Consider the following 13,202-nt stretch of genomic DNA (forward strand, 5'->3'; position numbering starts at 1 on the left):
TTGCTGCGGCAACCGGTCTTCATCATCTCGTCCATCCGTTCAGGCTCCACGCTGCTGCGCATGATGCTGGGCGCCCACCCCCGGCTGCACACCCTGCACGAGCTGCACCTCGGCCGGATCGACGTGCTCTGCGACAACTGGCACTCCGAGCGCGCCATGAGCACCCTCGGCCTGGCCCGCGGCGACCTGGAGCACCTGCTGTGGGACCGCGTCATGCACCGCGAGCTGGTCAGGTCCGGCAAGGACTTCATCGTCGAGAAGACCCCGGCCAACGCCTACATGTACCGGCGGCTCAAGGACTGCTGGCCCGACGCGCGCTTCGTCTTCCTGCTGCGCCACCCGGAGTCCGTCGCCCGCTCCTGGCACGAGAGCGACCCCGACAAGCGGCCGTACGACAAGGCCGTCACCGACGTGCTGCGCTACATGACGGCCGTCGAGGAGGCCCGTACGGCCGACCCCGACGGCTTCACCGTCCGCTACGAGGACATCACCGCCGACCCCGAGCGGGAGATGCGCCGGCTGTGCGCGTTCCTCGGTGTCGACTACGCGCCGTCCATGCTCACCTACGGCCGGAAGAGCAGCCGCGAGCTGGTCCGCGGTCTCGGCGACTGGCGCGACAACATCCGCACCGGCACCGTGCAGCCGGGCCGGGCGCTGCCCGAGGAGGACGAGATCCCCGAGGCGCTGCGTCCGATGTGCGCGGCCTGGGGCTACACGTCCTGACCCGTGCCGTGCAGTGCGAGCCGGGGACGGGGGGCGTCGGTGCGTCCGGTCACCGGGCGGCGGCTGCCCGCCCGGTACGGGGCAGGCCACACGACGCCGGGCCCCTCGTAGCCCTGCTCGGCCGCCGCGTGCAGCGTCCAGTGCGGGTCGTACAGGTGCGGGCGGGCCAGGGCGCACAGGTCGGTGCGTCCGGCCAGGATCAGCGAGTTCACGTCGTCCCACGAGGAGATCGCGCCGACGGCGATCACCGGGACGCCCGCCTCGTGCCGGATGCGGTCCGCGAACGGCGTCTGGTACGACCGCCCGTACTCCGGCCGCTCGCCGGCCACGACCTGCCCGGCGGACACGTCGACGGCGTCGGCGCCGTGCGCCGCGAAGGCCCGGGCGATCGCCACGGACTCCTCGGCGCTCGTGCCGCCCTCGGCCCAGTCGGTCGCGGAGATGCGGACGGTCATCGGCCGTTCCTGCGGCCACACCGCGCGTACGGCGTCGAACACCTCCAGCGGGAAGCGGAGCCGGCCCTCCAGTGAGCCCCCGTAGGCGTCGGTGCGGTGGTTGGTCAGCGGGGAAAGGAAGCCGGAAAGCAGATAGCCGTGGGCGCAGTGCAGTTCCAGCAGGTCGAACCCGGCGCGCGCGGCCCGCAGCGCCGCGGCGGCGAACTGCTCCCGCATGTCGGTGAGCTGCGCCCGGGACATCTCCCGGGGCACCTGGCTGCCCGGCTTGTACGGCAGCGGCGAGGCCGCCACCAGCGGCCAGTTGCCGTCGTCCAGCGGCTCGTCCATGCCCTCCCACATCAGCTTGGTCGAGCCCTTGCGCCCGCTGTGGCCGAGCTGCACGCCGATCGCGGTGCCGGGGGCCTGCCGGTGCACGAAGTCGGTGATCCGCCGCCACGCCTCGGCCTGCCGGCCGGTGTACAGGCCGGCGCAGCCGGGCGTGATGCGGCCCTCCGGGCTGACGCAGACCATCTCCGTCATCACCAGTCCGGCGCCGCCCAGCGCGCGGGCGCCGAGGTGGACGAGGTGGAAGTCGCCGGGGACGCCGTCGACCGCCGAGTACATGTCCATCGGGGACACCACGACCCGGTTGCGCAGGGTCACCTCGCGCAGCCGGAACGGCGTGAACATCGGGGGCGTACCGGGCGGGCAGCCGAAGGCGCGCTCCACGGCCCCGGTGAAGCGCGGGTCGCGCAGCCGCAGGTTGTCGTGGGTGACCCGGCGGCTGCGGGTGAGCAGGTTGAAGGCGAACTGGCGGGGCGACTGGCCGAGGTACATGGACAGGTTCTCGAACCACTCCAGGCTGGCCCGGGCGGCGCGCTGGGTGGACGCCACGACCGGCCGCCGTTCCGCCTCGTACGCGGCCAGCGCGTCGGCCGGCGAGGCGTGTTCGTCCAGGCAGGCGGCGAGGGCCAGGGCGTCCTCGACGGCGAGCTTGGTGCCGGAGCCGATGGAGAAGTGCGCGGTGTGGGCGGCGTCGCCGAGGAGTACGACGTTGCCGTGCGACCAGCGCTCGTTGACCACCGTGCGGAAGGTGGTCCACGTCGAGTTGTTGGACCTCAGCGGGCGTCCGCCGAGCGCGTCGGCGAAGATCTTCGCGCAGCGCTCGACGGACTCGCTCTCCTCCGTCTCGTCGAAGCCTGCGGCGCGCCACACCTCCTCGCGCATCTCGACGATCACGGTGGAGGCGCCGTGGTCCTGCGGCCCGGAGGGCCTCGTCGAGGGGTGGTGGTCGGGCGACGGGCGGGAGTACGGGTAGCCGTGCAGTTGCATCACGCCGTGCTCGGTCCGGACGATCTCGAAGCGGAAGGCGTCGAAGGCGAAGTCGGCGGCCAGCCAGATGTAGCGGCAGCGGTGGACGGTGATCCGCGGCCGGAACACCTCGGCGAACGCCTCGCGGGTGCCGCTGTGCACGCCGTCCGCGGCCACCACCAGGTCGTGGGTGCGCGCCAGCACGGCCGGGTCGGGCGCCTGCACGCCGAAGTGCAGTACGACGCCGAGGGCGCGGCAGCGCTCCTGGAGGATCCGCAGCAGCCGGTGCCGGCCGAGGGCGGCGAAGCCGTGGCCGCCGGAGGTCTGGCGCACCCCGCGGTGCACGATGTCGATCTCGTCCCAGCGCACGAAGTCCCGTTGCAGCGCGGCGTACACGACGGGGTCGGCGTGCTCGATGCCGCCGAGGGTCTCGTCGGAGAGGACCACGCCGAAGCCGAAGGTGTCGTCGGGGGCGTTGCGCTCCCAGACGGTGATCTCGCGGGCGGGGTCGAGGCGTTTGAGCAGCGCGGCGGCGTAGAGGCCGCCGGGGCCGCCGCCGATGACCGCCACGCGGAGCGGGCGGGCGGTCCCGCCGGGCGGCCGCGGGCCCGCGGTGGCCGCGCCTTCGGGACGGTGGTGCGCCGTCGCGGGTGCCTCGGTGTCGTCGGCCGGGTTCATCTCCTACCGTCCTCGCCACTTCGGGGGGCGCTTCTCGGTGAACGCGGCGTGGAACTCGGCGTAGTCCTCGCCGTTCATCAGCAGGGCCTGGGTCGAGGCGTCCAGTTCCACCGCCGCCGCCAGCGGCATGTCCAGTTCGGCCGTGAGCAGCGCCTTGGTCTGGGCGTGGGCCAGGGCCGGGCCGTCGGCGAGGCGGCGGGCGAGCACGCGGGCGGCCTCGTCGGCGCCGCCCTCGTCGGCGAGCGCGCTGACCAGTCCGATCCGCTCGGCCTCCGGCGCCCGCACGGTGTCGCCGAGCATCAGCAGCCGCGTGGCGTGGCCGAGGCCGACGACCCTCGGCAGGAGGTAGGCGGCGCCCATGTCGCCGCCGGACAGGCCGACCCGGGTGAAGAGGAAGGCGAACCGGGCGCTGGGGTCGGCGACCCGGAAGTCGGCGGCCAGCGCGAGGACGGCGCCGGCGCCCGCCGCCACCCCGTGCACCGCGGCGACCACCGGGAACGGGCACTCCCGCAGGGCCCGCACGACCTGCCCGGTCATCCGGTTGAAGTCGAGCAGCTGCGCGGTGTCCATGGCCAGGGTGGCGCCGATGATCTCGTCGACGTCACCGCCGGAGCAGAAGCCGCGTCCCTCGCCGGCCAGCACCAGGGCCCGTACGGCCCGCTCGCGGGACAGCTCGGCGAGGAGGTCGCGCAGGTCGGCGTAGGCGCCGAAGGTGAGCGCGTTGAGTTTCTCGGGGCGGGCGAGGGTGACGGTGGCGACGCCGTCGGCGACATCGACGCGCAGATGCTCCCAGCGGTCGGTGCGGGCGGCGGAGCCGGTGAAGGGACTCATGAGGGCGGCCTCCTCGGACGGGCACTGCGCTGCTCACGGAGCTCTGCCCCTCGAAGTTATCACCGATCAGTGACTGTCGTCATGAGTGCGCGATACGATTGCGCCGTCCGTGGACGTCACCGCCGTCCGCTCCCGCTCCGGCACCGTCACATCCGTCACGGATCCTCTACACGGCGGTAACGGTGGGGCCGGGCGGGGGAGGCGGACCGTCCGTCCGGGTAAGCCGCCCGTTGCCGGGGCGCAAGGTCCCGGACGGCGCCCGGTCACGGGGCCCGGGGCCGCCCGCCCGACGGGGCGCTCCGGGTGCGCCGTACCATTGACGGCTGAAAGCAGGAGCACCCGCTCCATGAACGGACCCGTTGTGCACGAACCTCCCGCCGCTTCCACCTCCTGGCGCGTCGCACTGCCGCACACCACCGCGGCGGTGCCCGTGGCGCGGGCGCTCGTCCGTACGGCACTGGCCGAGCGGGAGCACTCCGCCGACAGCGACACGGCGGAGCTGCTGACGGCGGAGCTGGTCGCCAACGCCGTGGAGCACACCTCGGGGAGCGGCCCGATCGAGCTGGTGGTGCGGCTGCTGCCGACCGGTTTCCACGTCGAGGTGCACGACGCCGACCCGGCGCCGCCGCGCGACCTCACCCGCCCGGTCCTCGAGGCGCCCGACCCGTGGCAGGAGCACGGGCGCGGGCTGCTGCTGATCCGCGCCCTCAGCTCGTCCTGCGGCCACCGCCCCACCGAGTCGGGCAAGGCGGTGTGGTTCCGGCTGCCGGGGCAGCGGCGGCCGGCCTGACCCGCGGGCCGGGCGCGGCGCCGCCGGCTCAGCCCAGCGTGGCGACCAGGACCGCCTTGATGGTGTGCATGCGGTTCTCCGCCTCGTCGAAGACGACCGAGTACTCCGACTCGAACACCTCGTCGGTCACCTCCAGGGAGGTGAGGCCGTGGGTGGCGAAGATGTCCTGGCCGACCCGGGTGCCGAGGTCGTGGAAGGCGGGCAGGCAGTGCAGGAACCGCACGTCCGGGTTGCCGGTGGCGCGCAGGACGTCCATGGTCACCGCGTACGGCGCGAGGGCCGCGATCCGCTCGTCCCAGACCTCCTTCGGCTCGCCCATGGACACCCAGACGTCCGTGGCGACGAAGTCGGCGCCCGCGACCCCCTCGGTGACGTCCTCGGTGAGCGTGATGCGGGCCCCGCTGACGGCGGCGAGCTCCCGGGCGCGCTCGACGACCTCCTGGGCGGGCCAGTACGACTTGGGGGCGACGACGCGGACGTCCATGCCCAGCAGGGCCGCCGTCACCAGGTAGGAGTTGCCCATGTTGAAGCGGGCGTCACCGAGGTAGGCGAAGGCGATGTCCGTGAGCGGCTTGGCGCTGTGCTCGGTCATGGTGAGCACGTCGGCGAGCATCTGGGTGGGGTGCCAGTCGTCGGTGAGCCCGTTGTACACCGGCACACCGGCGTACGCCGCGAGCTCCTCCACCTTGGCCTGGCTGTCGCCGCGGTACTCGATCCCGTCGTACATCCGGCCCAGCACCCGGGCGGTGTCCTTCACCGACTCCTTGTGCCCCATCTGCGAGCCGGACGGATCCAGGTACGTCGTCGAGGCGCCCTGGTCGGCGGCCGCGACCTCGAACGCGCAGCGCGTGCGCGTCGAGGTCTTCTCGAAGATCAGCGCGATGTTCCTGCCCCTCAGGTAGGGGACCTCGGTCCCGGCCCGCTTCGCGGCCTTCAGTTCGGCGGCCAGCTCCAGCAGGCCGAGGAACTCCTGCGCGGTGAAGTCCAGCTCCTTGAGGAAGTGGCGGCCGGCGAGGGCGGTCGGGACAGTCGCCATGAGGGGCTCCAGGTATGGGGGACACGAACCCTTGGAAGTCTATACGACGAAATGTATTTCTATACAGAATGGTGTGTCCGTACGGGCCTACACCGGATCCCGCTGGACGGGACAGCTCATGCAGCGCGGGCCTCCCCTGCCCCGGCCCAGCTCACTGCCGGGGATCTCTATCACTTCGATGCCCTGCTTGCGCAGATGCGTGTTGGTGGTGGAGTTCCGCTCGTAGGCGACGACCACGCCCGGTTCGACGGCCAGGACGTTGCAGCCGTCGTCCCACTGCTCGCGTTCGGCCGCGTGCACGTCCTGGGTGGCGGTCAGCACACGGATCTCGCTCAGTCCGAGCGCGGCGGCGATCGCACGGTGCATGTGCTCCGGCGGATGGTCGGTGACCTTCAGCTCCTTGTCCCCCGCGCCCGGTTCGATGGTGTACGAGCGGAGCATGCCGAGTCCGGCGTACTGGGTGAAGGTGTCGCCGTCGACCATCGTCATCACCGTGTCGAGGTGCATGAACGCACGTCTCTTCGGCATGTCCAGGGCCACGATGCTCTGGGCCGAACCGGCCGCGAACAGCTTGTGCGCGAGCATCTCCACGGCCTGCGGGGTGGTCCGCTCGCTCATCCCGATCAGCACCGCCCCGTTGCCGATGACCAGGACGTCCCCGCCCTCGATGGTGGACGGATAGTCGGCCTGCCCCTCGGACCAGACGCGGAACGACGCGTCACGGAACAGCGGGTGGTGCCGGTAGATCGCCTCGAAGTGCACGGTCTCGCGCTGCCGGGCCGGCCAGCGCATCGCGTTGATGGCGACGCCGTCGTAGATCCAGGCGGAGGTGTCGCGGGTGAACAGGTGGTTGGGCAGCGGGCCGAGCAGGAAGTCGTCGAGTTCCATCGCGTGGAAGCGCACGGAGGTCGGCTCCGGGTGGGCCTCCAGGAACTCCCGCTTGGTCATCCCGCCGACCAGCACCTCGGCCAGCCCGGCCGCCGGGAGCGTCTCGAACGCGGCCCGCAGGTGGTCGGTGGCCAGCGGGCCGTACTCCTTCTCGTCGAAGACGCGGTCCAGGACGAGGCCGCGTGCCGCCGGGATCTCCAGCGTCTCGGCGAGCAGGTCACCGAAGAGGTGGACGGTGACGCCCCGGTCGCGCAGCACGTCCGCGAACCCGTCGTGCTCGGCGCGCGCCCGGCGCACCCAGAGCAGGTCGTCGAAGAGCAGGGCGTCCTTGTTGCTGGGGGTGAGCCTTTTGAGCTCGAGATCGGGCCGGTGCAGGATGACGCGGCGCAGCCGTCCGGCCTCGGAGTCGACGTGGTAGGTCATGCCTCCATCCTGACCACCCGGGCCCGTCTTCACCCCTGTCCGCAGGATTCGGAAAGGCCCTTCCGCTCACCCGGCGGCCGGCGACGCCACCCGTTCGGGACGGGCCAGCAGCCGCCGTCCGGCGGGTCCGGGCTCCAGCGCGGCCCGCGCGACGATCCACCCGGCGAGCAGATGCGGCTCCCCGGGCTCGCGGGCCAGGCCCTCGGCGTACCCGGCGAGCGCGGCCGCCGGATCGCCCGCGGCGAGGTGTTCGTCCGGCGTACGGGGGTCGGCGGGGCGCACGGCGAAGGCGTGGGTGCGCCGGTCGGGCCAGGGGGTGCGGTCGGGGCGGAGGGGCACGGTGTCCGCACCGGGGCCGGGTGGCACCAAGTGCCCTGCCGGGGCGCCGGACGGCGGGACGACGTTGCGCAGCCGCCACTCGGTGCGGTGCAGGGCCGCCGCCGTGCGGGCCCGGGCCAGGGCGGACGGGGCGACGGGTTCGCGCAGCCAGCCGTCCAGCGTGCGGGCGAGGCCGCCGACCAGGGCCCGCCCGGGCGCGGTGAGCCGGCCGCTGGTGAGCAGGGTGCGCACCACGAGCCTGCTCTGCGTGCGGCGCAGGGCGAAGTGGTAGGCGGCCGTCCCGGCGTGCTCCGGGTCCGACAGCCGGTCCCGCCAGAAGCCGGCGACGCCGGTGAAGGCGTAGGCGCCGTGCAGCAGGCCGGTGAGGTGGCGCGGGTCGGGGCGCCACGGCGCGTAGTAGCGCTCGGCGCGGTCGTCGTCGAGCAGCGGGAAGAGGTGGATCAGCGCGGCGAGCTTGCTGTGCTGGAACTCGTGCACCAGCGCCTCGGCCAGGGCGAGCGGCGAGGCGGGACGGGCGATGACCATCGCGCCGTACGCGTCGCCGCTGGACGCCGACACCCGCACCTCGGGCGGCGGCGGGGGCAGCAGGCTGGTCCGCGCCCAGGGCACGACGGAGCGGATCATCGCCGGGTCGAGCCGCCCGGGCCCCGGTCCGTCACCGGTCGTCAGGATCGCGACGGCCGCGTCGAACTGCCGCTGCCAGGCCGCGGCCTCGTCGTCGTCCAGCCGCGCGGGCGGCAGCGGGTCGTCGAGGTCGCGGTACGGGTCGAGGTCCTCCAGGGGTATCGCGACGGGGCCGGAGGGGGTGGTGTGGGTGAGGGTGCGCAGCGGCAGCCAGACGGCGTCGGCGGCGGACGGTGCGGCGCCCACCGGCGCGGTGGCGGGGCGGCAGGTCAGGCGGGCGGTCCCGCGGTCATGTGCCGGTCCGGTGAGGGTCAGTTCACCGGCGCGGGTGTGCGCGGTCCCGGCCGTCACCCCGGCAGCCGCTCCCGGGAGCCGGGCCAGGCCCAGGCCCGGCAGGGACAGCGCGCCGTCGTGCAGCGGCACGCGCAGAACCGTTTCGGTGCCGGCGTGCAGCGCGGCGGCGACCGCCAACGCGTTCAGCCGGCCCGCCTCCGCCCACAGGTGAGGGCCGGTGGCGGTGCCGTGCACCCGCCGCAGCAGGTGCGCGATCCAGGCGCCGGTCGTCGGCGCGAGCAGCAGCCGCTCGACCGGGGCGGGCGCGCGCCGCGCCGCCTCCTTGACCACGTGCCAGGCCTCGGCGGCCGGGGTGAGCGCAGTGGGCACGGCGGCGAGCCGGTCCAGCAGGGTGCGCAGCAGCAGCAACCGGCGGGCCCGCTCGCCCTGTTCGAGGAAGGCGACGGCCTGCGCGGAGCCGCCGCCGGCGGCCAGTTCCGCGAAGAGGTGCTCGGGCATGCGGAACGGGGTGGTGCGCGGCTCGCTGGTCATGGGGCGCGGGTCCTCCGGTCACGGGTGCGGACAGAAACCGGCGGCCCGTAGGGGCTCGTCCCGGCCCCCGCCGCCAGGGCAGGGGACGGTCACTCGGCCCGGGCGGTGCCCTCGTTCCCGCCTCTGATGCCACCGCGTGCGCGCAGGACCTCTTCGAGTACGCGAACGGCCGGGCGGAGCGGCGCGAGCTCGTCCACCGCGGTCAGCGGCAGGCCCGCGAGATCGGCCAGATCCGACTCCCAGACGTCGGTACCCGCACCGGCGGCCGGCTCACGGCCGGCGGCGTGGCGCAGAGCGGGCGACTGGTCCAAGATGCTCCCCCTTCTCGCACGGTGGCACGCGATGCCCCGTGGCCATGTCCATTTCCATCATGGCCATTCCTGGCCGGGTCGAAAACCGTACGATCACGCCACCCGATCGTTCGGGGGGTCTCGTCCGCCTTGTCGTGGTCTCCGCGCCACCGGCCGCGGCCGACCACCGCGCGCGCACCCGGCCCGGCGCATGTCGGGCGGGACCGGTGGGGTGGCCTGCGACATCTGTCCGAACCGGCGGCGGGCCCACCCGGGCCGGGCGTCTCGGAGCACTCGGGATTCCGGACGCGGATCCATGGGTACGGAGGAGTACGGCTCGCCTCCCCGAGGGCCGCGAGACGCTTCCGCGCGGCCGGAAACAGTTCTTCCGCATCCGGGCGACGCCCGTGCGCGCCCCATGAGCTTCCACAAGCCGGGCTCGCGCACCCCTGCTCCGCGCATGAGGACGGCTGCCGCCCTGTGCTTCCAGCGACTCCAGTGACGCGCGAGTACGGCACCTGTCACCCCGTCAAGTTGCCCGTACCCTGAGAAAGTTGGGGTCGAGCACCCGTGCGACGACCTGCCCACGGCCGCCTCCCGCGGCCTCGACAACCGGACAACAGGGGGACCCTGTGCGCCCTGACGCGGTGGTGACACATTTCCTGTTCGCCTCGGCTCTCGTCCTGGCGGCCGGCCACGCGGCCGGCTGGGCGGCCCGGCGGCTGAAGCAGCCGTACATCGTCGGCCAGCTCGCGGCGGGCATAGCGCTCGGCCCCTCCCTGCTGGGCACCCTCGCCCCGGACGCGTACGCCCTGCTGTTCCCCGAACAGATCGCGACGGCGCTCCAGGGCCTGGCCCAGTTCGCGCTGGTGGTGTTCCTTTTCGCGGTGGGCTACGAGCTGGATCTGGCGATCCTGGGCGCCCGGGCGCGTACGGCGGTGGGCGTGGCGCTGACGGCGTTCTTCGTGCCGATGGCCGTGGGCAGCGGATGCGCGCTGCTCTTCCGGGAGCAGTTGCGGGCGCTCGACATGCCGGACCTCTCCCCCGGCACCGTGGTGTTCGCCGGCATCGCCCTGTCCATCACCGCGGTACCGGTCCTGACGGCCATAGTGCGGGAGAACGGCCTGGCCAGCACCGTGCCCGGAGTGATGGCGGTGTCCGCGGCCGGCCTGCTGGACGTGATCGGCTGGACGATACTGGCCGGCACGCTGCTGGAGAGCGGCGAAGGACAGACCCTGCACTGGGGATGGCGGGCGCTGATCGCCGCGGCCTTCATCACGCTGATGCTGGTGGCGGCCCGGCCGCTGCTGCGCCGGCTGCTGTGGCGCACCCAGATGGAGCCCGTGCTGCGGCTGGCGCTGCTCATCGGCTTCGCCTTCGGATCGGCGTCGGTGACGCAGTTCCTCGGGCTGCACGCGATCTGCGGGGCGCTGCTCGCCGGGGTGGTGTGCCCGCGGGAGAAGGACGGCACGCTCGATCCGGACCTGCTGCGGCCGCTGCACGACGTCAGTTCGCTGCTGCTGCCGTTCTTCTTCGTCGTCTCCGGGCAGGCCGTCGCCCTGAACAGCATGAGCGGCACGGGCTGGGCCGCGTTCGCCGTGGTGACGGTACTGGCCGTCACCACGAAGATCGGCAGCGGCACCCTGGCGGCCCGGCTGGGCGGTCTCGACCGGGACGACGCGCGCACCGTCGGGGTGCTGCTGAGCGCCCGCGGCCTCACGGAACTCATCGCGCTCAACGCGGGACTCCAGGCGGGCCTGTTGAGCGGCCCGCTCTACACGGTGCTGGTGCTGATGGCGCTGACCACCACGCTCCTCACCCAGCCGCTGTTGCTGCTGGTGGACCTCGCGGCCAGGCGCACCGAGCTGCGCAGGACCCTCCACGGCCCCCGCGCCCCGGACACCGCGCCGCCCGCCGAACCGCAGCCGCGCCCCTCCGGCAACTCGGCCAACCCGACCAACACGGCTGCCCCTTAGGGCGTCCTCTCGGGGAGTGTCCGCGGCGACGCGCCCACCGCGCGCAGAAGCCACCCACCGGGCGCTCCCGTGACGGGACCGCCCCCGGTGCCGGAGACCGGCGGCCGGGGGCGGCAAGGATCGGTACGGGTCACAGCGGCATCGGGGCCATGTCGCACTCGATACGGGCCCGCTGCAGGGCCGCCGCCAGCCAGTGGTGGTCGGGACGGACCACCCGGGTGAAGCCCTCCACGGCCTTGCGCTGCAGCTCCTCCGCCTCGGCGCCGCGGCCCAGGCCCCGCAGGTCGAGGGCGAGGTTCGCGGTGACGGACAGGGTGAGCGGGTGGTCCTCGCCCGCGATCTCCGCCAGCAGCGGCAGATTCGCCGAGTCGATCTCGTACGCCCGGTCGAAGTCCAGCTGCCCGTAGGCCGTGTTGGCCTGCCCGATGGCCACGGTCAGCGTGGTGACGTGGCGCTCGCCCACCGACTCGACCAGTCGGCGCGCCGCGTCGTCCTCCAGCTCCCGCGCCGTGTCGTGCGCGCCCAGCGCACGCCAGGTGGCGGCGAGGTTGGCCTTCGTCAGCAGCGTGTAGGCGTGGTTGACGCCCAGGCGCTGCTCGAACCGCGGCACGGTCGTCTCCGCCAGCTCGCGGGAGCCCTCCAGGTCACCGGCGAGACGCAGGTCGACGGAGAGGTTGGCGGCCGTCGACAGCGAGTCGAAGTGGTCGGGCCCGTACCGGGCGACGAAGCGCTTCAGCGTCTCGTCGGACAGCTTGGCGGCCTCCGCGAGCGCACCGTCACGGCGCCGGCAGACCGCGAGGTTGCGGGCGATGCGCAGGGTGAGCGGGTGCTCCTCGCCGAACGCCGTACGGGCCCGGCGGTGGACGTCCTCCTGGAAGTCGCGCGCGCCCTTGTAGTCGCCGCTCTCCCGCATGTCGATGGAGAGGCCGTTGAGGGTGTTGAGGGTGAAGAAGCTCGTCGGGCCGAACAGCAGCTCCCGCTGCCGGGCGTTCTCCTGGTCCAGCGGCAACGCCTCGCGGAACCGGCCGCACAGTCGCAGGTCGACGCCCCACGCGTGGGTGGCGCGCAGCGTCATCGGGTCGTCGGGGCCGAACAGCGACCGGGCCAGTTCGGTGGCCTCCTCGGTCAGCTTGCGCGCCTCGTCGAAGCGGCCCTGGTAGCCGCGGGCGTCGGCCATCTCGCACAGCGAGTCGATCAGGTCCTCGGTGTCCGCCTCGATCCGGCGCGTGACCTCCAGGGCCTGCTCGGTGAGCGGGATCGACTCGGGCACCTGTCCGTTCTGCCGCAGCAGGAAGCCCAGGCTCTTCGTCATGCGGATGACGTGGAAGTCCTCCTCGCCGGAGGCGGCGAGCCAGGCGCTCCAGGCCTGCCGGGCGAAGTTCGCGGCGCCGGAGTGGTCGCCCCAGTAGTAGAGGAACCAGACGGTGTCGAAGACCAGTTCCCGCACATAGGTGTCGGTGCTGGTCACCGCCTGCGAGGTGAGGATGTGCGGCAGCAGGGCCTGGTAGGCGCGCCACTCCAGCGACGATCCGTACGGCCCGGGCTTGGCGGCCGACAGCAGCTGGTGGGCGGCGTCCCGCATCCGCTCCCGCTCCTCTTGGCCCAGCTTGGCCAGGAGCACGGTCTGCAGCAGACGGTGCATCTGGAGGGTGTCGGACCGCGGGTCCACCTTGATCAGGGAGAACTGGCTGAGGTCGCGGACCGCGCGGTTGAGCTTGATCGACTCCCGCAGCAGCGGGTCGACCTCGGGCGTCACGTTGACCCCGCGGCTGCCGCGGAGCATGGACCGCGGGATCGGCTCCGGGGCCATGCTGGCGCAGATGTCGAGGAGTTGGCGGGCGCCCGGGTTGTTGGCCTTGATGCGCTCCAGCGAGATGTCCCAGGCGGCGGCGACGGAGACCGGGTAGTCGGGCGCCGGGTCGAGTTCGAGGATCTCGGGACTGCGCTGGGCGAGCAGGTCGAGGTACTCGTCGACGAGCATGCCGGTGACGGCGCGCCAGGCACCCGCCTGCTCGACGGCCAGCGGCAGGGGGG

At 73.3% G+C, this 13,202-nt stretch carries 10 protein-coding genes; 3 read left to right on the forward strand and 7 right to left on the reverse strand.

All coding sequences use genetic code 11. The features are described from left to right. The coding region (locus FGW31_RS07140) for a sulfotransferase family protein (RefSeq protein WP_142192517.1) at positions 1-723 on the forward strand (723 nt) is incomplete at its 5' end. Here the strand turns inward: FGW31_RS07140 and FGW31_RS07145 are convergent. Together FGW31_RS07145 and FGW31_RS07150 are read right to left on the reverse strand one after the other, a co-directional pair. After that, positions 711-3,146 carry a bifunctional salicylyl-CoA 5-hydroxylase/oxidoreductase gene (locus FGW31_RS07145; protein ID WP_142192518.1) on the reverse strand — a complete coding sequence of 812 codons (2,436 nt, stop codon included), beginning with the start codon at positions 3,144-3,146 and terminating at the stop codon, positions 711-713. The two genes, FGW31_RS07140 and FGW31_RS07145, sit on opposite strands and share 13 nt — an antisense overlap. A gap of 3 nt (positions 3,147-3,149) precedes the next feature. After that, positions 3,150-3,977, reverse strand: a complete 828-nt coding sequence (locus tag FGW31_RS07150; protein WP_142192519.1) for an enoyl-CoA hydratase family protein — start codon at positions 3,975-3,977, stop codon at positions 3,150-3,152. Between the two features lie 346 nt (positions 3,978-4,323). Between FGW31_RS07150 and FGW31_RS07155 the strand changes: the two genes are divergently transcribed. Then, positions 4,324-4,767: an ATP-binding protein gene (locus FGW31_RS07155; protein WP_142192520.1), complete on the forward strand. Its 444-nt coding sequence runs from the start codon at positions 4,324-4,326 to the stop codon at positions 4,765-4,767. 28 nt (positions 4,768-4,795) lie between these two features. Here the strand turns inward: FGW31_RS07155 and argF are convergent, their stop codons facing one another. The 4 genes from argF to FGW31_RS07175 all read right to left on the reverse strand — a co-directional run bounded on the left by argF (position 4,796) and on the right by FGW31_RS07175 (position 9,213). Continuing rightward, a complete protein-coding gene (gene argF, locus FGW31_RS07160) occupies positions 4,796-5,803 on the reverse strand; it encodes an ornithine carbamoyltransferase (RefSeq protein WP_142192521.1) in 1,008 nt (335 codons plus the stop codon). An 87-nt stretch (positions 5,804-5,890) separates the two neighbouring features. After that, a complete protein-coding gene (locus FGW31_RS07165) occupies positions 5,891-7,114 on the reverse strand; it encodes an arginine deiminase (protein ID WP_142192522.1) in 1,224 nt (407 codons plus the stop codon). Between the two features lie 66 nt (positions 7,115-7,180). After that, positions 7,181-8,902, reverse strand: coding sequence for an aKG-HExxH-type peptide beta-hydroxylase (locus FGW31_RS07170; RefSeq protein WP_142192523.1), 1,722 nt, complete (start codon positions 8,900-8,902; stop codon positions 7,181-7,183). 89 nt (positions 8,903-8,991) lie between these two features. After that, complete coding sequence (locus FGW31_RS07175; RefSeq protein ID WP_142192524.1) at positions 8,992-9,213, reverse strand: hypothetical protein; 222 nt, start codon at positions 9,211-9,213, stop codon at positions 8,992-8,994. A gap of 611 nt (positions 9,214-9,824) precedes the next feature. Between FGW31_RS07175 and FGW31_RS07180 the strand changes: the two genes are divergently transcribed. Further along, complete coding sequence (locus tag FGW31_RS07180; protein WP_142192525.1) at positions 9,825-11,168, forward strand: cation:proton antiporter; 1,344 nt, start codon at positions 9,825-9,827, stop codon at positions 11,166-11,168. A gap of 130 nt (positions 11,169-11,298) precedes the next feature. Here FGW31_RS07180 and fxsT read toward each other — a convergent pair. Then, on the reverse strand, positions 11,299-13,202 hold a 1,904-nt coding region (fxsT, locus tag FGW31_RS07185; RefSeq protein WP_142192526.1), incomplete at its 5' end, for an FxSxx-COOH system tetratricopeptide repeat protein.

The sequence above is a fragment of the Streptomyces calvus genome, from assembly GCF_006782915.1.
In the GTDB taxonomy this organism is placed as follows: Bacteria; Actinomycetota; Actinomycetes; order Streptomycetales; family Streptomycetaceae; genus Streptomyces; species Streptomyces calvus.

Coding starts and splice junctions, on each gene's coding strand:
- FGW31_RS07145 (WP_142192518.1), bottom strand. CDS start 3,146: ATGAACCCGGCCGACGACACCGAGGCACCCGCGACGGCGCACCACCGT.
- FGW31_RS07150 (WP_142192519.1), bottom strand. CDS start 3,977: ATGAGTCCCTTCACCGGCTCCGCCGCCCGCACCGACCGCTGGGAGCAT.
- FGW31_RS07155 (WP_142192520.1), top strand. CDS start 4,324: ATGAACGGACCCGTTGTGCACGAACCTCCCGCCGCTTCCACCTCCTGG.
- argF (WP_142192521.1), bottom strand. CDS start 5,803: ATGGCGACTGTCCCGACCGCCCTCGCCGGCCGCCACTTCCTCAAGGAG.
- FGW31_RS07165 (WP_142192522.1), bottom strand. CDS start 7,114: ATGACCTACCACGTCGACTCCGAGGCCGGACGGCTGCGCCGCGTCATC.
- FGW31_RS07170 (WP_142192523.1), bottom strand. CDS start 8,902: ATGACCAGCGAGCCGCGCACCACCCCGTTCCGCATGCCCGAGCACCTC.